Source organism: Nocardia sp. bgisy134, assembly GCF_057708325.1.
The window spans coordinates 16,991-33,625 of sequence record NZ_JBYIRW010000009.1; the positions used below are offsets into that span (position 1 = coordinate 16,991).

The following is a 16,635-nucleotide window of genomic DNA, read 5'->3' on the forward strand; positions in this document are numbered from 1 at the left end:
GTGCGGCCGTGGTCGCCGGGTTGGACTTCCGCCGAATCCGGAATCGGCGATGCCGCACGCGATCGTGACGCCGAGTCGGAGGTCCTGATGCAATGGCTGTGCCGCACGCGATTTCGGCTCCAGCCACTCGGGGTCAATGCAACTCCAAGGTGCAGCATTTGATCCCGCCGCCCGCCTTCAACAGCTCCGAGACGTCCACCGGGACCGGGAGGTAGCCGCGGGCGCGGAGGGCGGTGGCGAGGTCGGTGGCCTGCGGACTCAGGAAGACGTGGTAGCCGTCGGAGACGCCGTTCAGCCCGAGGGCCGCCGCGTCCGCGTCGGTCGCCTCGATGGCGTCGGGGAACAGGCCAGCGAGGACGGTGCGGCTGGTTTCGTCGAAGGCGGGCGGGTAGTAGGCGATGGTGGCGTCGTCGAGGACCATCAGGACCGTGTCCAGGTGGTAGAACCGCGGGTCCACCAATTCCAGTGAGATCACCGGGATTTCGAAGTGCAACTCGACCTCGCGGTGGGCCGCCGCGGAACTGCGGAAGCCGGTGCCCGCCAGGAAGCGTCCGCCGATCAAGGCGAAATCGCCTTCGCCCTCGTTGAATTCCGCCGCCGCCACGACCTGGACGCCGCCGCGTCCGGTGAACCAGCGGTGAAAGGCGGGTCCCTCGGCGGCGCGTTCGACGTGGGTGAAGCGCGCCGACATGATCCGGTCGCCGACGGCGAGGCCGCTGTTGGCGGCGAACACCATGTCGGGGAGCCCGGGTTCGCCGGGGACCACGTCGACCCGGTGCCCGTGGCGCTCGAAGGTCTCGCGCAAGGTGTCCCACTGGGCGAGCGCGAGTGCGCGGTTCACCGGAGCGTTCGGATCCATCCACGGGTTGATCGCGTACCGGACGTCGAAATGGTCGGGGCGACACATCACGAACCGGCGCGGCGCGGGTCGGCGCGCGGGGGTCGGCTCGGTGGTCTGGAGGGTAGCTACTGAGGTCATCGTGGCTCCCGGAGTCAGGCGCGGATTCGGCTGATCCGAAGGTAAACGGCCTACCATTGCGTCAGGAACGCCGAATCGTTGCGCAGATCGCCGTACATACGGCGGATCATTGCGCCGAGCGGAGGATGATGTGACGTGGACGATACCGACCGCCGAATCCTCGGCCATCTGTTGCGCTCGGCCCGCGCGTCCTTCCAAGAGATCGGCTCCGCGGTCGGCCTCTCCGCGCCCGCGGTCAAGCGCCGGGTGGACCGCATGGTCGCCAGCGGACAGATCACCGGCTTCACGGCGCTGGTGAACCCGGCGGCGCTGGGCTGGACCACCGAGGCCTACGTCGAGGTGTACTACCGCGACAACATCACCCCGGCCGAGCTGCGCCGCACCCTGGAGCCGATTCCGCAGGTGGTGGGCGTCTGGACGATCGCGGGCGAGGCCGACGCGCTGGTGCACGTGATGGCCACCGACATGGCCGAGATCGAGTCGACCGTGGAACGCATCAGGGAGAACGCGCGCGTCGGGCGCACCCGCAGCGCGATCGTCATGTCCCGCATCCTCGAACGGCCGCGCACCTGACCCGCGACCGGCGGGCGCGCTCGCCCAGGCGTGGCTCCGCCGCCCTGCGCGGGCTGTCGGCGAGGTCGGTTCGGACGCCCCATTAGGGTGGTGCCCATGTCCGACGTGCGCACCAGCTACCTCACCGACGGGGCCGAGATCTATCGGCAGTCGTTCGCGACGATCCGCGCGGAAGCGGACCTGAGCGCGTTCCCGGCGGACGTGGCGCGGGTGGTCGTCCGCATGATCCACGGCTGCGGCCAGGTGGACCTGACCGAGGACATCGCCTTCTCCCCCAGCGTCGTCGCGGCCGCACGGGCGGCGCTGCACGCGGGCGCGCCGATCCTCTGCGACGCCACCATGGTCGCCTCCGGCGTGACGCGCAAAAGACTGCCCGCCGACAACGAGGTGATCTGCACCCTCGCCGACCCCCGCGTGCCGGAACTGGCCGCGGCACTGGGCAATACCCGCTCGGCCGCGGCGCTCGAGCTGTGGCGCGACCGGCTGGACGGCGCGGTGGTCGCCATCGGCAACGCGCCGACCGCGCTCTTCCACCTGCTGGACATGCTCGACGCGGGCGCCCCGCGCCCGGCCGCGATCCTCGGCATTCCGGTCGGTTTCGTCGGCGCCGCCGAGTCCAAGGACGCGCTGGCGGCCTACGGCGGCGTCGAATACCTGACGGTGCGCGGCAGACGCGGCGGCAGCGCCATCACCGCGTCGGCACTGAATGCGATTGCGAGCGAGGCGGAATGAGTACAGCGGGCAAACTGTGGGGCGTCGGGCTCGGGCCGGGCGACCCCGAGCTGGTGACGGTCAAGGCGGCGCGCGTCATCGCGGCCGCCGACGTGATCGCCTTCCACTCCGCGCGGCACGGCCGCAGCATCTCCCGCGGCATCGCCGCGCCCTACATGCGGCCCGGCCAGCTCGAGGAACACCTCGTCTACCCGGTGACGACGGAGACCACCGACCATCCCGGCGGTTACCAGGGCGCGATCGACGAGTTCTACGAACAGGCCGCCGAACGGCTGGCCGCGCACCTGGCGGCGGGCCGGTCGGTCGCCCTGCTCGCGGCCGGTGATCCGCTGTTCTACAGCTCCTACATGCACATGCACCGCAGGCTGGCCGACCGCTTCGACGCCGAGATCATTCCCGGCATCACCTCCGTGAGCGCGGCCTCGGCGGCGCTCGGCACCCCGCTGGTGGAGGGCGAACAGGTGCTGACCGTGCTCCCCGGCACCATGCCGACCGAGGAGCTCACCCGCCGCCTGCGCGACACCGACGCCGCCGCCATCATGAAGCTCGGCCGGACGTATCCGGGTGTGCGGCAGGCACTCTCGGACGCGGGACGGCTCGACGACGCCTACTACGTGGAGCGGGCGAGCACCGACCGCGAGCAAGTGCGCACCGCCGCCGAGGTGAACGACGCCGACGTGCCGTACTTCTCGATCACGCTGGTGCCCGGCCCGCGACCGACCACGCCGCTGCCGCGAATCGCCGCGGCGAAGGAAGAAAAGGACGCGAACTCCACGACTGTTCCCGCGGAAGCGAATTCGCCCGGCGAGGTCGTCGTCGTCGGCCTCGGACCCGGCGCGGCGGACTGGACGACGCCGGAGGTGCGCGAGGCGCTGGCCGCCGCCACCGATCTGGTCGGCTACACCACTTACATCGACCGCGTTCCACACCGTCCCGGCCAGCGCAGGCACGCCAGCGACAACCGCGTGGAATCCGAACGCGCCGCCATGGCTTTGGATCTGGCCAAGCGCGGCGCCAAAGTCGCGGTGGTCTCCTCCGGCGATCCGGGCGTGTTCGCGATGGCGGCCGCGGTGCTCGAGGAATCCGCCGATCCGCAGTGGCAGGACGTGCCGGTGCGGGTGCTGCCCGGCCTCACCGCGGCCAATGCCGTGGCCAGCCGGGTCGGTGCGCCGCTCGGACACGACTACGCGATGATCTCGCTCTCCGACCGGCTCAAGCCGTGGGAGGTTGTCGCGCAACGCCTTTCGGCGGTCGCCTCGGCCGATATGGCGATCGCGGTGTACAATCCGGCGTCCTCGCATCGCACCTGGCAGGTCGGCGCGATGCGCGATCTGCTGCTGGAGCACCGCAAGCCCGACACTCCGGTGGTGCTCGGCCGCGATGTCGGAGGGCCCACCGAGTCGGTGCGGGTCGTCTCGCTCATCGATCTCGATCCGGCCGACGTGGACATGCGCACCCTGCTGATCATCGGCGCGTCCACCACCGCCGTGGTCGACACCGCGCACGGAACCCGCGTCTACACCTCGCGGCGCTACCACCGGCCGTGACCAGCGGGTGAGCCCTATCTGGTATGCGCATACCAGCACTCGTGATCGCCGCGTACCATAAGCCTCTTCGACGGGACGAAAGGAGACCGCGGTGCCGCGGCTGGTGGATCACGAGCAGCGCAGGCGGGAGATCACCGACGCGGCGCGGCGCGTCATCGCGCGCGGCGGACTGGAGTCCGCCACCTTCCAGTCGGTGGCCGCGGAAGCCGGAATCTCGGTCCGCTTGGTGCAGTACTACTTCGGCACCAAGAAGGACTTCCTGCGCGCCACCCACCTCGCGGTGAGCGCGGACGCGAGCGTCCGCTTCGCCCAGCGGTTCGCCGCACTCGGCGAGGCGGCCGAACCGCGCGATGTCATCTACGCGATGCTCGAGGAGTTGCTCCCGATGAACGAGGCGCGGCGACAGGACACCGTCGTGCTCGGCGCCTTCCAGGCCGCCAGTCTCGCCGGGTCCGGACTGTCGATGGACGAAACCCTCGGCGGCACGCGATGGCTGGTCACCGCGGTCGCCGATCAGCTCCGCCGGGCGGCCGATTCGGCCGACGCCGAGCGCGACGCCACCCTGATCGTGCTCGCCGCCGCCGCGCTCACGCAGACTATGGCGGCCGGGGTTCACACCAACGAGACGGCGACCGACCTGCTCGACCACCTGCTCCGACGCATACCCGGACCGGGCGCCGCCCGACCGGGCGAATGACGACACGACAACCGGCAGCGGGATCGTTCCGCTAACATTCCACTATGGAATGTCGAGAAGGGAGCGACCAATGGCCACGATCCGGCGCAAACCGTTGAATTCGACGGCCGCGTCGCTGCTGGGCTTTCTGCACGAGGGGCCGATGTCCGGCTGGGACCTGGTGACGCTCGCGCAGGACCGGATCGGCGATTTCTGGACCATCACACAGAGCCAGGTGTATCGCGAGCTCGCGGCCATGGACGCGGCGGGACTGGTGGTGAAGGGCGAGACCGGCGCGCGGGAACGCACTCCCTACCGGATCACCGACGCGGGCCGGGAGGCGTTTCTCGAATGGGTCACCCGCGATCCCGGCGCGGAGACCATCCGGGTGCCGCTGCTGCTCACCATGTCCTTCGGGGACCACCTGGACGCCGAGCATCTCGACCGGATCATCGCGGCCAATCGCGAGGTGCACCAGCGCCGCCTCGACCACTACTTGAAGGAAGAGGGCGCCCCCCGGCGGCCGCACCAGCGGGCCACCCTCGAGTTCGGCATCGGCTACGAGCGCGCGGTGCTCGCCTGGTTCGACCGGCTGCCCGGGCTGCTCGGGCGCTGATCACCGCGCGCCGGATGCCCTGGCCCGCAACCATTCCCAGGCTTCGGCCACCGTGTCGACGACCTCGGCGCCCGCGGGCAGTGGCGGCCGATCGATCACGACCACCGGAAGGTGCGCCGCGCGGGCCGCTGTCAGCTTGGCCTCGGTGCGATCGCCGCCGCTGTCCTTGGTCACGAGCACGTCGATGCGACGGCTCGCCAGCAGCCGGGACTCCTCGTCGACCGTGAAAGGCCCTCGGGCCAGCAGCACTTCGTGCCGCGGCGGCAGCTCGGTCTCGGGCGGATCGATGGCGCGGATGAGGAACCACTGCCGGGTGAGACCGGCGAACGCGCCGACGCCCTGCCTGCCGATGGTGAGAAACACGCGCTCACCCAACTCCGGAAGCGCGCGGGCCGCGGCGGCCGGATCGGGCACGCGAATCCATCGGTCACCCGGAACTTCGGACCAGCCGGGCCGCCGCAGGTGAACCAGCGGCACGCCCGCGTCCCGCGCGGCGGCGGCCGCGTTCGCGGTGATGGTGGCGGCGAAGGGATGGGTGGCATCGACAATGCTCTCGATCCCGTTGGCCACCAACCACTCCCGCAGCCCCGCGACGCCGCCGAAGCCGCCGATCCTGACCTCGCCCTCCGGCAGCAGCGGGTCGCGAACACGACCGGCGAGCGAGGAGACGATGTCGAATCCTCGCTCGCCGGAAGCGATGTGGGCCAGCTGCCGGGCTTCGCCGGTGCCGCCCAGAATCAGAGTTCTCAGGGCTGACCGCTGAAGTAGGCCATGCCCGCGTTCAGCAGCGACGGGCCGCCCGCGACCAGCAGACCGATCACGCCGCCGATGATGGCGCCGGGGATGACGCCGACGACCAGACCGAGCAGGCCGATCAGACCGCCGATCACGGCGCCGACGGCAGCGCCGAGCGAGGCGCGCTGCAACTCGGCGAAGAACCACTCCTGCGCGCTGACGTCCTGGACGGCGACCACGTCGGCCTTCGGGGTCAGCGTGAGGGTCTGGCCGGTGGCGTCGAGCGCGGCGGCGATCTCCACCGCGGCGCCGTTGCTGGCCTCGCGCGCGGCGAGCGGGATCGAGGTGACGACCTCGCCCGCGTCGTTCTTCAGCGTGACGGCCTTGCCGTCCGCGTCCAAGGAGAACGCGCCGCCGGTCACCGTGGTGACGATGGACTTGCCCGCGTCGGCGAGCGCCGCGGTGTAGCCGACGCCCTGGTCGACGCCCTGCGCCGACAGCGCGGCCTGCTCCTGCACGGCAGGCGCGTCGGCGGGGGCGGCGTAGGTGGTGCCCGCGGTGACACCAGTGGCGGCGACGGCCAGCAGAGCGGTGGCGGCGAATTTCTTGTACTTCATATATCTCCCCATCAGGAATCGGTTGTCCGATAACGGGCGGATGTCGCGACCGACCCTACCTGGCGACACACGCGTGTTTCACCCTCGCAGTGCAGATTTCAGGGTGAACCCCTAGGCTGATTTGACGATCGACCACTGGGCCACCGGCAGCTGGGGACGCCACGCGGTGAAGCCGCCCAGCGGTTCGGCGCGATAGATCTGGAACTTCCGCAGCTCACCGCCCCACTCGGCGGCCATCGTGACCAGCAACGATTCCGATTCCGCGGTGACGGCGTTCGCGACCAGCCTGCCGCCATGGCGCAGATGGGCAAGGCATGTCTCGAGCAGGCCAGCCTGAGTCACGCCGCCGCCAACGAAAATCGCATCCGGCGCGGACATTTCGTGCTCCGCGGCCAGTTCGGCGAGCACCTCGCCGCGCACCTCGACGTGCGGGACGCCCAGCGCGGTGGCGTTGGCGGTGATCTGCTGCCTGCGCCGCTCGAGCCGCTCGAAGGTCACCGCCCGGCAGGCGGGGTGTGTGCGGCACCACTCGATGGCGATGCTGCCCGAGCCGCCGCCGACGTCCCACAGCAGTTCGCCCGGTGCGGGAGCCAGCGCGGACAGGGTCAACGTCCGCACCTCGGCCTTGGTGAGCTGCCCGTCACCGCCGTAGACGGCGTCGGGCAGACCGGGCACGCGGGTGCGGCGGACGTGCTCCGCATCGGCGGCGCAGTCGACGGCGACGATGTTGAGCGGATCGCCCGTCTCGAGATCCCAGGACGCCGCGGCGCCGGATCGCACGCGTTCCGCGGGACCGCCGAGCTGCTCCAGCACCGTGAGGGTCGACGGGCCGAATCCGTTGTCCCGCAGCAGTTCCGCGAGGCGCGCCGGGGTGTGTTCGTCGCTGCTGAGCACCAGCAGCCGCCGCCCGTCGGCCAGGTCGGGCAGCACCGTCGCGACGGGACGGCCCACCGCGCTGACGACCGGCGTCTCCGCGAGCGCCCAGCCGAGCCGCGCGCACGCCAGCGACGCCGAGGACGGCTGCGGCAGTACGCGCAGCGAAGCGGGTCCGAACAACCGCGCCAGCGTGACGCCGATGCCGTAGAACATCGGGTCCCCGCTGGCGAGCACGCAGATCCGCCGCGCGCCGTGCTCGGCGAACAATCCGGGCAGCGCGGGCAGCAGAGGCGACGGCCACGCGCGGCGCTGTCCGCCGAGATCCGTTGGCACGAGCGCCAACTGACGCGCGGACCCGAAGAGAATCTCGGCCGCGGCCACGGCGTCGCGTGCTGCGGCGCCGAGACCGTCCCACCCGTCGGCCCCGATCCCGACCACCGCGATCGCGGGGCCGTGCCAGGTCATCGAGGCATCCGGCGCCAGAGGAATTGCGGAACCAGGCGCGCGACGACGACGGCCGGGCCGAGAGCGCGGGGCACCCAGATCCTGCCCGCGCGGCGGCGCAACCCGCGGACCACGGCATCGGCTACCTGACCAGGCGTGCTGGACAGCGGCGCGGGGTCCATGCCCTCGGTCATCGCGCCGATGACGAACCCGGGGCGCACCAGCAGCAGATGGACGCCGCTGCCGTGCAGCGCGTCGGCGACACCGCAGGCGAAACCGTCCAGACCGGCCTTGGCCGAGCCGTAGACGTAGTTGGCCCGGCGCACCCGCGCGCCCGCGATGGAGCTGAAGACGACGAGCTGGCCGTGCCCTTGCGCGCGAAGGAGATTCGCGAGGGTGGTGAGCACGCTGACTTGGGCCAGGTAATCGGTGTGCACGACGGCGAGCGCGTGCCCGGGTTCCCGCTCGGCGCGGGCTTGGTCGCCCAGGATGCCGAAGGCCAGCACGGCGACGCCGATGGGCCCGTGTTCGGCGGCGATCTTCTCCAGCAGCGCCGGGTGGCTGCCCGTATCGTCGGCGTCGAACTCCACCGGGTGCACCGCGCTCGCACCGGCCTGTTCGACGGCCGCGATCGGCCTCGCCAAGTCGTGGCTGCGCCGCGCCGCGAGGATCACCGTCCGGCCGGGGGCAAGACGCCGGGCGATCTCCAGACCCATTTCGCTGCGTCCGCCGAGTACCAGTACCGAGCCCTCGGCGATCCCTCGCATTCCCATGCGCTCAGTCTGTCATCCCGGGTTGCGCACCCCTCGATCCCCTCGCGGCCGGCCGAACACCCGCGCCGTGGCGGCCACCGCGGGACGCAACGGCTACCGTCGAGGGATGCCGACCACCACCGCACAGCTCTCCCCCGCCGCACTCGAGTTCGTCGCCGAACGCCATCTCGCGACCCTGACCACGCTGCGCGCCGATGGCACGCCGCACGTTGTCGCCGTGGGATTCACCTGGGACGCCGACGCCGGGATCGCGCGAATCATCACCAACGACGGTTCGGTGAAAGTGCGCAACGTGCGCCGCTCGGGATACGCGGCGGTGAGCCAGGTCGACGGCATCCGGTGGCTGACCCTGGAGGGACCCGCGACGGTGCTCGACGACCCGGACAGCGTCGCCGACGCCGTCGAGCGGTACGCGGGTCGCTACCGGGTACCGCGCGAGAACCCGACCCGGGTGGTGATCGCGATCGAGGTACGCCGCGTCCTGTCGTCGAGCACGTTGCGCTGACTGCACATTCCGGACGTCACAGCACGGTCAGGCCGTGCGGGCGCGCGTTCATGGATTCGCAGCCCTCGGGCGTGACCACGACGATGTCCTCGATGCGAGCGCCCCACTCACCGCCGAAGTAGATGCCCGGTTCGACACTGAACGCCATGCCCGGCTGCAGAACCAGGTCGTTGCCCGCGACGATGTAGGGCTCCTCGTGCACGGACAGGCCGATGCCGTGACCGGTCCGGTGCACGAACTTCTCGCCGAAACCGGCCTCCGTCAACGGATTCCGGGCGGCCGCGTCCACCGAGGCGGCGGTGACGCCGGGCCGGACCGCGGCGACGGCCGCGGCCTGGGCGCGTTCGAGTTCGGCGTAGCGGGCCGCGATGTCGGGGCTGGGCTCGCCGAGGACGTAGGTGCGGGTGGAGTCGGAGTAGTAGCCGGGCTCGACGGGTCCGCCGATATCGATCACCACCACGTCGCCGTTCTCGATGCGCCGATCGGACACCCCGTGGTGCGGATCAGCGCCGTGCGGGCCGCTGCCGACGATCACGAACGCCGCCTCGGTGTGCCCTTCGGCCACGATCGCCGCCGCGATATCGGCGCCGACCTCGGCCTCGGTGCGTCCTGCCTGGAGGAACTCGCCCATCCGCGCGTGCACCCGGTCGATGGCCGCGCCCGCTCGGCGCAGCGCATCGATCTCGGCGGCGTCCTTGAGCATGCGCAGCTCGCGCAGCACCGGCGTGGCCGAGACCGGCAGGCCGCTGAACGAGGCCGCCAGCGGCAGCAGGTGCAGGGCCGGCATGGCGTCGGCCACCGCGACACGGGAACCGACGTGCAGCGTCGACTTCACCACCTGGTACGGGTCGACGCCGTCGACCCAGTCCAGCACCTGCAGGCCGAGTTCCCCCGCCGCCGAGGCGGACAGCGAGGCCAGTTCGAGTTTGGGAATGATCACCGACGGCGTCGCACCGTCGGCGGGAATCACCAGGCAGGTCAACCGCTCGAAGGATTCGGCCGCCGAACCGATCAGATAGCGCAAGTCCGGGCCGGGGGTGATGAGCAGGGCGTCGAGGTGCGCCGTGCGCATCGCCTCCACCGCCCGCTCGAGCCGGTCTCCGTAGACATCCGCCGCGAATCTGGACTCCGTGTGCCCACTCATACCCATCGACGTTACCCGTGATCGACTCGCGGCGAACCCGAACACCGGGCGGCGCCGACCCCTCGGGCGAGCGCCGTGCCGTGTCGGGTGGATGCCGCGCCGGATCGGGTACGGCCTGTCGTAGCCTGCGGGTAGCCTCAGCGCGTGACCTCTGCTGCGACTTCCGGCCCGCTGCTGCTGCTCGACGGAGCAAGCCTGTGGTTCCGCGCGTTCTACGCGATTCCGGACAAGATCACCGCACCGGACGGGCGTTCGGTGAACGCGCTGCGCGGCTTCACCGATATGGTCGCCTCGCTGATCACCAAGCACGCGCCGAGCAGGCTGGTCGTCTGCCTGGACCTGGACTGGCGGCCGCGCTTCCGGGTGGACCTGGTGCCCTCCTACAAGGCGCACCGCCTGGACACCTCGGCCGACGCGGCGGAGGGCGCGGAGGAAGTGCCCGACAAGCTGACGCCGCAGGTCGAGATGATTCTCGAGGTGCTCGCGGCCGCCGGGATCGCGACCGCCGGTGCGGAGGGCCTGGAGGCCGACGACGTCCTCGGCACGCTGGCGAGCCGGGAGCGCACCGACGAGGTGATCGTGGTCAGCGGCGATCGCGACCTGTTGCAGCTGGTCCGCGACGAGCCCGCGCCCATCGTGCGGGTGCTCTACGCGGGGCGCGGTTTGGCCAAGGCCGAACTCTTCGGTCCCGCCGAGGTGTCGGCGAAGTACGGCGTCCCGGTGCGCAACGCCGGACCCGGCTATGCCGACCTGGCGACGTTGCGCGGTGATGCCTCCGACGGCTTGCCCGGCGTCGCGGGCATCGGCGAGAAGTCCGCGGCGACACTCATTTCCCGCTTCGGTTCGCTGGACGCGCTGGTGGCCGCGGTGGACGATCCAGAATCCGATCTGGCGCCGGGCGTGCGCGGAAAACTGCGCGCGGCCGAGGAGTATCTGAAGGCCGCGGCCCCCGTGGTGCGCGTAGTGCGCGACGCCGAGGTCGAACTCTCCCGCCCCGACACGCTGCCCACGGCGCCCGCCGACCCGGACCGCTTGCGAGAGCTGGCGGTGGCCTACAACGCGGAAAGCCCGGTCACCCGACTCACCGCCGCGCTGGCCGCACCGCGGTCCTGAGGCGCGAACACTCCCGCGAGGGCATGCGCCGCACCTTTGCACAAGGTGCAATTTCGCACACCATGCGTGCGCGCGCGTCGTGCCGCTGCGGCTCGATCCGAGTGATACCCGGCGGATTCGCCTCCACTCGCACGGCATGGGTTCTCGACCAGCTGCGCAGGAATCGCACGCGTGCATCCGTGCAGTGGGCTCGTCGGCGAAACGCGACGAGCCCACGAACATCGACGCCGACACCACGACCGTGGTGCACCGCCGAACCCGTTCGTGGGCCCGCTACTTCCCTACTCCCACCGGACGCCCGCGCCGCAGCACGGGCCGCCCGGTCTGGGCTCCGAGCTCAGTTCGGTCGACCGACCTCGTAGGTGCCGTCGTCCTTGGTGATCTTGATGTTGACCTTCTTCTGCTCACCGCTGACCTTCAGGGTGCACTGGAAGGTGGCGTCCACCTCGACCTTCTGGCCCGACGGGCAGGAGACGTCGGTGACGTCCTGGATGCCGTAGGAATCCGTGAGCACCTTCTTGACGCCGTCCTGGACGGCGGCCTGGTCCAGCTTGTCCGTGGAGGTCAGCACCACCACGAGGGCGACCACCGCGCCGATCACCAGCACGCCGAGCGCGGCCAGACCGATGATCAGCCCCTTCTTGCCACCACCACCGCCGCTCTGCTGCTGCGGCTGCTGCTGGCCCTGGCCCTGGCCCCACTGCTGCTGGGGCTGCTGACCCCACTGCTGCTGCGGCTGCTGTTGCTGGCCCCAATCCTGCTGCGGCTGCTGCCCCCACTGCGGCTGCGGCTGACCGGGCGTCTGTCCCCACTGCTGCTGCGGCTGTTGAGGCTGTTGAGGTTGCTGCGGCTGGCCCCACTGTGGCTGCGGCTGGCCGGGGGTCTGTCCCCACTGCTGCTGGGGCTGGTTCTGGTCACCCCAATGCTGGGTGGGCTGTGCCTGCGACGGAGTCTGCTGGCCACCCCAGTGCTGGGTCGGTCCGGCGCCGCCGGGCGCCTGCTGTCCGCCCCACTGCTGGGTGGGATCGTTGCGTCCCTCCCCGGGGTCGTTCGGTCCGTACGGGCCGCTCATCTGGTTGCCTCCACTCGCATAGTTACTCACACGGTAGCCCCCCGCCGGCGACTCGTCGTTGCAGAACACGACTCCTCCGCCACGGTCGGTACGCGAAAGAAATCAAATCACAATCGAATCCGCTACGCGGCGTCCACCGCCACGACACCCCGCCGGATGGCCCGGACCGCCTTCGCCGCCGTCCCCGCGATCTCCGGGTCGTCGGCCGTGCCGTGGATCTGATCGAGCAGGTCGATCACCTGCCTGCACCACCGGACGAAATCGCCCGCGGACAGCGGCGCGCCCTGGTCGCCACTGGCCAGCAACGACTCGGCCAACCCGTCGCCGCGCGCCCATTTGTAGACGCCGGTGACGAATCCGAGATCGGGCTCCCTGGTCGGCGGCAGCTTGTGCCGCGCTTCGTCGGAGCGCAGTTCGCTCCACACGCCGATGGTCGAGGCGACCGCGCGCCGGATCGGCGCGGTGGGACCCGAGGCGCCGAGAATGCCACCCTCCTGGCGAGATTCGTAGACCAGCGCGGACACGACACCCGCCAGCTCGGCCGGGCCGAGACCGCGCCAGAGGCCGTGCCGCAGGCATTCGGCGACCAACAGGTCGCTCTCGGCGTAGATGCGGGCCAGCCTGCGCCCGTCCGCGGTGACCTCGCCGTCGTGCACGAAACCGCGTTCCTCCAGCAGCCCGACGATGCGGTCGAAAGTGCGGGCCAGCGAGTTGGTCGTGGCGGCAACCTTCTGGCGCATGCTCTCGGTCTCGCGAAGCAGCCGGTTGTAGCGCTCACCGATCCGGCTCATCTGCTCGCGGTCCGGCCGGGTGTGCGCGGGATGCGCGCGCAAGCTCCGGCGCAGTGTGTCCAGTTCGCGGTCGTCGGCGGCCTCGGCGCGCTTGCCGCGGCGCGGACGGCCCGGCGCGCTGATGCCGGTGCTGCGCAGCGCGGACGCGAGGTCGCTGCGGGCGCGAGCGGTGCGGTGGTCGACGCGACGAGGCAGCCGCATGTGACCCAGCGGTTCCGCGGGCACCGGGAAGTCGGCGACCGACACCCGGCCCGCCCACTTGTCCGCGGTCAGCACGAGCGGGCGCGGATCGTTGGGCGTCGTGTCCGGTTCCAGGATCACCGCGAGCCCGGCGCGGCGGCCGGATGGAATGGCCACCACGTCGCCGCGACGCAGCGCCGTCAACGCGCTCACCGCCGCGCCGCGCCGGTCGGTGCGACTCTGCTGCGCCAGCTGACGCTCCCGCTGCCTGATCCGCTCGCGCAGCGAAATGTATTCCAGGAAGCCGCCTTCCGCGCCGCCGAGCTGGCCGCGCAGCTTGCGCAGCTGGCCCTCGTTGCGTTCGATGCCGCGCACCAGCCCGACAACCGAGCGATCGGCCTGGAACTGGGCGAAGGAGCGCTCCAGCAGGGCGCGCGATTCGGCGGCGCCCATCCGATCGATCAGGTTGATCGACATGTTGTAGCCGGGCCGGAACGAGCTGCGCAGCGGATAGGTGCGGGTGGAGGCCAGGCCGGCCACCGCGCTGGTGTCGACCTCCGGCTGCCACAGCACCACGGCGTGGCCCTCGATATCGATGCCGCGCCGGCCCGCGCGGCCGGTCAGCTGCGTGTACTCGCCGGGGGTGAGCTCGGCGTGCGTCTCGCCGTTGAACTTGACCAGTCGTTCCAGCACCACGGTGCGCGCGGGCATGTTGATGCCGAGGGCCAGCGTCTCGGTGGCGAAGACGGCCCGCACCAGCCCGCGCACGAACAGGTCTTCCACGGTGTGCCGGAAAGCGGGCAGCATGCCGGCGTGGTGGGCGGCCAGACCGCGGTGCAGCGCCTCGCGCCACTCCCAGTAGCCGAGCACCTCGAGATCGGACTTCGGCAGATCACCGGTGTGCTTCTCGATGATCGCGTCGATCTCGGCGGTTTCTCCCTCCCTGCTCAGGTCCAGTCGCGACCGCAGGCACTGAGCCAGCGCGCCGTCGCATCCCGCGCGGCTGAAGATGAAGGTGATCGCGGGCAGCAGCCCTTCCTCGTCGAGACGGGCCAGCACTTCGGGGCGGGGCAGCGGACGGAAGTCGCGGCGCATGCCGCCGCGACCGCGCGGCACACCCCAGTTGTTCATCCGGTCCGCGGACTCGCGGTGCCGGATGTAGCGCACCAGGTCCTCGTCGACGAGCACCTTCTGCTCGCTGGACTTGGTGTCGAACAGGTCGAACATTCGCTTGCCGACCATCACGTGCTGCCACAGCGGCACCGGGCGCGTCTCGTCGACCACCACCGTGGTGTCGCCGCGCACGGTCTCCATCCAAGCGCCGAACTCCTCGGCGTTGCTGACCGTGGCCGACAGGCTGACCAGCCGCACGTCCGACGGCAGGTGCAGGATGACCTCCTCCCACACCGCGCCGCGGAACCGGTCGGCCAGGTAGTGCACCTCGTCCATCACCACGTACGACAGCCCGCGCAGCGCCTCCGAGGACGCGTAGAGCATGTTGCGCAGCACCTCGGTCGTCATCACCACGACGGGCGCGTCGGGGTTGATCGACTGATCGCCGGTCAGCAGGCCGACTCTGTCGCGCCCGTACCGCTCGGTGAGATCGGCGAACTTCTGGTTCGACAGCGCCTTGATCGGAGTGGTGTAGAAGCATTTGCCGCCGGAGGCCAGCGCCAGGTGGACGGCGAACTCGCCGACCACGGTCTTGCCCGCGCCGGTCGGCGCGCACACCAGCACGCCGTGGCCGTCTTCGAGCGCACGGCAGGCGTCACGCTGGAAGGGATCGAGAGTGAACTTCAGCTCGGCGGAGAAACTGGCCAGCTCGCTGGTGCGGGACCGGTGATCTGTCACCGTTCAGAGAGTATCGGAGTAGTCCGACACCGGTCGCGTGGATTTTGCCGCCGGATCCATGATCGACTCCGCGGGCGTGATCGGCTCCGGCATGGCGATCGAGGAGGCCTCGTCGTCGGTCAGCGCGGCCAGCGCGTCCTTGCGCGCCTTGCGCTTGTCGTTGATCCTGGCGATCTGCACCGCCACTTCGAACAGCACCGTCAGCGCGGCCGCGAGCGCCAGCATCGAGAACGGGTCCTGCGGGGTGACCACCGCGGCGAAGACGAACAGGCCGAAGATGAGGCCGCGCCGCCACGCCTTGAGCCGCTCGTAGGTGAGCACGCCGATCATGTTCAACCCGATGATCAGCAGCGGCGTCTCGAAGCTGACGCCGAAGATGATCAGCAGCTGGATGATGAAGCCGAAGTACTGCGAACCGCTCAAGGCGGTGATCTGCACGTTGTCGCCGATGGTGAGCAGGAAGTCCAACGCGTGCGCCACCACGACGTAGGCGAGCACGGCGCCCGCCGCGAACAGCGCGGAGCCCGACGTGACGAAGCCGACCGCGACCTTGCGTTCCTTCGCGTACAGGCCGGGCGTGATGAACGCCCAGATCTGGTAGAGCCAGATCGGCGCGGCGAGCACGACGCCCGCGGTGAAACCGACCTTCAACCGGAGCATGAACTGCTCGAACGGCGCGGTCGCCAGCAGGCGGCAGGACCCGTCGGGGGTCAGCGCGGCCCTGGCCTCGGGCGGCAGCGAACAGTACGGTCCGCGCAGGATCTCGCCGAGGCTCTCGATGCCGAGGAACGGATGCGAGTACCAGAGGAAGCCGAGCACGGTGGTCAGCAGCACCGCGAACAGCGACTTCAGCAACCGGGTGCGCAGTTCCTGCAGGTGCTCGACCAACGACATGGTGCCGTCGGGATTCGTCCTGCGCCTGCTGCGCCGGGGATCGAACGGGATTCGCATATCTGTGGATTGCCCCTGTGCTCGAGTGCCGCGCCAGGCGCGGCGGTATCGCGTCCCGTGGGTTCAGGGACCGAAGCCTTCACGGACCGCCGAACAGCACTGACCGGGGTGAGTCCGAACTCACCCCGACGGGAGCATTCGACTCAGGCCGATTTCGTCTCGGTCTGCGGCGTGGTCGCCTGGTTCACGGGCTGCGCGGGCGGCAGCTGCTGCGCGGGTTGCTGTGCGGGTGCGGCGCCCGCGGTGGGGCTCGCCTCGTTCTGCATCTGGCTGACCTCGCTCTTGAAGATGCGCAAGGACCGCCCGAGGCCGCGCGCGGCGTCCGGCAGCCGCTTCGCGCCGAACAACACCACGAAGAGCAGCGCGATGATCAGCAGGTGCGACCAGCTGAACGTGCCTGACATCTGTTACCTCCCAAGACTGTGGTAGCTCCGATGCTACCGGACCGCCTGGCGCCCGA

Annotated in this window: 17 protein-coding genes; 7 read left to right on the forward strand and 10 right to left on the reverse strand. The window is 70.6% G+C overall.

Annotated features, from left to right (window positions below; translation table 11 throughout):
* Positions 1-133 precede the first annotated feature (133 nt).
* Positions 134-979: a dimethylargininase gene (gene ddaH / locus AC3ERS_RS17155; protein ID WP_431968595.1), complete on the reverse strand. Its 846-nt coding sequence runs from the start codon at positions 977-979 to the stop codon at positions 134-136.
* 135 nt (positions 980-1,114) lie between these two features.
* On the opposite strand from ddaH, the gene AC3ERS_RS17160 reads away from it, so the two are divergent.
* The 5 genes from AC3ERS_RS17160 (at position 1,115) to AC3ERS_RS17180 (ending at position 5,123) form a co-directional block, all read left to right on the forward strand.
* Positions 1,115-1,552 (forward strand): Lrp/AsnC family transcriptional regulator, encoded by a 438-nt coding sequence (locus tag AC3ERS_RS17160; protein WP_431968597.1) that lies wholly within the window; start codon positions 1,115-1,117, stop codon positions 1,550-1,552.
* 96 nt (positions 1,553-1,648) lie between these two features.
* The gene (locus AC3ERS_RS17165; protein WP_431968599.1) at positions 1,649-2,284 is read left to right on the forward strand and encodes a precorrin-8X methylmutase; all 636 of its coding nucleotides are present in this window, start codon (positions 1,649-1,651) and stop codon (positions 2,282-2,284) included.
* A complete protein-coding gene (gene cobJ / locus AC3ERS_RS17170; RefSeq protein ID WP_431968600.1) occupies positions 2,281-3,831 on the forward strand; it encodes a precorrin-3B C(17)-methyltransferase in 1,551 nt (516 codons plus the stop codon). Before AC3ERS_RS17165 ends, cobJ begins: the two co-directional genes overlap by 4 nt.
* A 91-nt stretch (positions 3,832-3,922) precedes the next feature.
* Positions 3,923-4,528 (forward strand): TetR/AcrR family transcriptional regulator, encoded by a 606-nt coding sequence (locus AC3ERS_RS17175; RefSeq protein ID WP_431968602.1) that lies wholly within the window; start codon positions 3,923-3,925, stop codon positions 4,526-4,528.
* A 70-nt stretch (positions 4,529-4,598) separates the two neighbouring features.
* Complete coding sequence (locus AC3ERS_RS17180) at positions 4,599-5,123, forward strand: PadR family transcriptional regulator (RefSeq protein ID WP_431968604.1); 525 nt, start codon at positions 4,599-4,601, stop codon at positions 5,121-5,123.
* Here AC3ERS_RS17180 and AC3ERS_RS17185 read toward each other — a convergent pair whose 3' ends face one another.
* From AC3ERS_RS17185 to dprE2, 4 genes are all read right to left on the reverse strand, one after another.
* Positions 5,124-5,873, reverse strand: a complete 750-nt coding sequence (locus AC3ERS_RS17185) for a cobalt-precorrin-6A reductase (protein WP_431969089.1) — start codon at positions 5,871-5,873, stop codon at positions 5,124-5,126.
* Entirely contained in the window at positions 5,870-6,475 is a 606-nt protein-coding gene (locus AC3ERS_RS17190; protein WP_431968606.1) for a DUF8020 domain-containing protein, read from the reverse strand. The genes AC3ERS_RS17185 and AC3ERS_RS17190 overlap by 4 nt, the downstream gene beginning before the upstream one ends.
* A 111-nt stretch (positions 6,476-6,586) precedes the next feature.
* A complete protein-coding gene (gene cbiE, locus AC3ERS_RS17195; protein WP_431968608.1) occupies positions 6,587-7,816 on the reverse strand; it encodes a precorrin-6y C5,15-methyltransferase (decarboxylating) subunit CbiE in 1,230 nt (409 codons plus the stop codon).
* A complete protein-coding gene (gene dprE2, locus AC3ERS_RS17200; RefSeq protein ID WP_431968610.1) occupies positions 7,813-8,568 on the reverse strand; it encodes a decaprenylphospho-beta-D-erythro-pentofuranosid-2-ulose 2-reductase in 756 nt (251 codons plus the stop codon). The genes cbiE and dprE2 overlap by 4 nt, the downstream gene beginning before the upstream one ends.
* 106 nt (positions 8,569-8,674) lie before the next feature.
* Here dprE2 and AC3ERS_RS17205 point away from each other — a divergent pair, with 106 nt between their 5' ends.
* Entirely contained in the window at positions 8,675-9,073 is a 399-nt protein-coding gene (locus AC3ERS_RS17205) for a PPOX class F420-dependent oxidoreductase (RefSeq protein WP_068066365.1), read from the forward strand.
* 16 nt (positions 9,074-9,089) lie between these two features.
* Here AC3ERS_RS17205 and AC3ERS_RS17210 read toward each other — a convergent pair whose 3' ends face one another.
* Positions 9,090-10,217, reverse strand: a complete 1,128-nt coding sequence (locus AC3ERS_RS17210) for a M24 family metallopeptidase (RefSeq protein WP_431968613.1) — start codon at positions 10,215-10,217, stop codon at positions 9,090-9,092.
* A 144-nt stretch (positions 10,218-10,361) separates the two neighbouring features.
* On the opposite strand from AC3ERS_RS17210, the gene AC3ERS_RS17215 reads away from it, so the two are divergent.
* Positions 10,362-11,330: a 5'-3' exonuclease gene (locus tag AC3ERS_RS17215; RefSeq protein WP_431968615.1), complete on the forward strand. Its 969-nt coding sequence runs from the start codon at positions 10,362-10,364 to the stop codon at positions 11,328-11,330.
* A gap of 337 nt (positions 11,331-11,667) precedes the next feature.
* Here the strand turns inward: AC3ERS_RS17215 and AC3ERS_RS17220 are convergent, their stop codons facing one another.
* The 4 genes from AC3ERS_RS17220 to tatA form a co-directional block, all read right to left on the reverse strand.
* Positions 11,668-12,402, reverse strand: coding sequence for a DUF4333 domain-containing protein (locus tag AC3ERS_RS17220; RefSeq protein WP_431968617.1), 735 nt, complete (start codon positions 12,400-12,402; stop codon positions 11,668-11,670).
* Positions 12,403-12,524: 122 nt separating this feature from the next.
* Complete coding sequence (locus AC3ERS_RS17225) at positions 12,525-15,224, reverse strand: DEAD/DEAH box helicase (RefSeq protein ID WP_431968619.1); 2,700 nt, start codon at positions 15,222-15,224, stop codon at positions 12,525-12,527.
* 3 nt (positions 15,225-15,227) lie between these two features.
* A complete protein-coding gene (gene tatC, locus AC3ERS_RS17230; protein WP_431968621.1) occupies positions 15,228-16,175 on the reverse strand; it encodes a twin-arginine translocase subunit TatC in 948 nt (315 codons plus the stop codon).
* A 143-nt stretch (positions 16,176-16,318) separates the two neighbouring features.
* The gene (gene tatA / locus AC3ERS_RS17235; RefSeq protein WP_431968623.1) at positions 16,319-16,579 is read right to left on the reverse strand and encodes a Sec-independent protein translocase subunit TatA; all 261 of its coding nucleotides are present in this window, start codon (positions 16,577-16,579) and stop codon (positions 16,319-16,321) included.
* Positions 16,580-16,635: the final 56 nt, after the last annotated feature.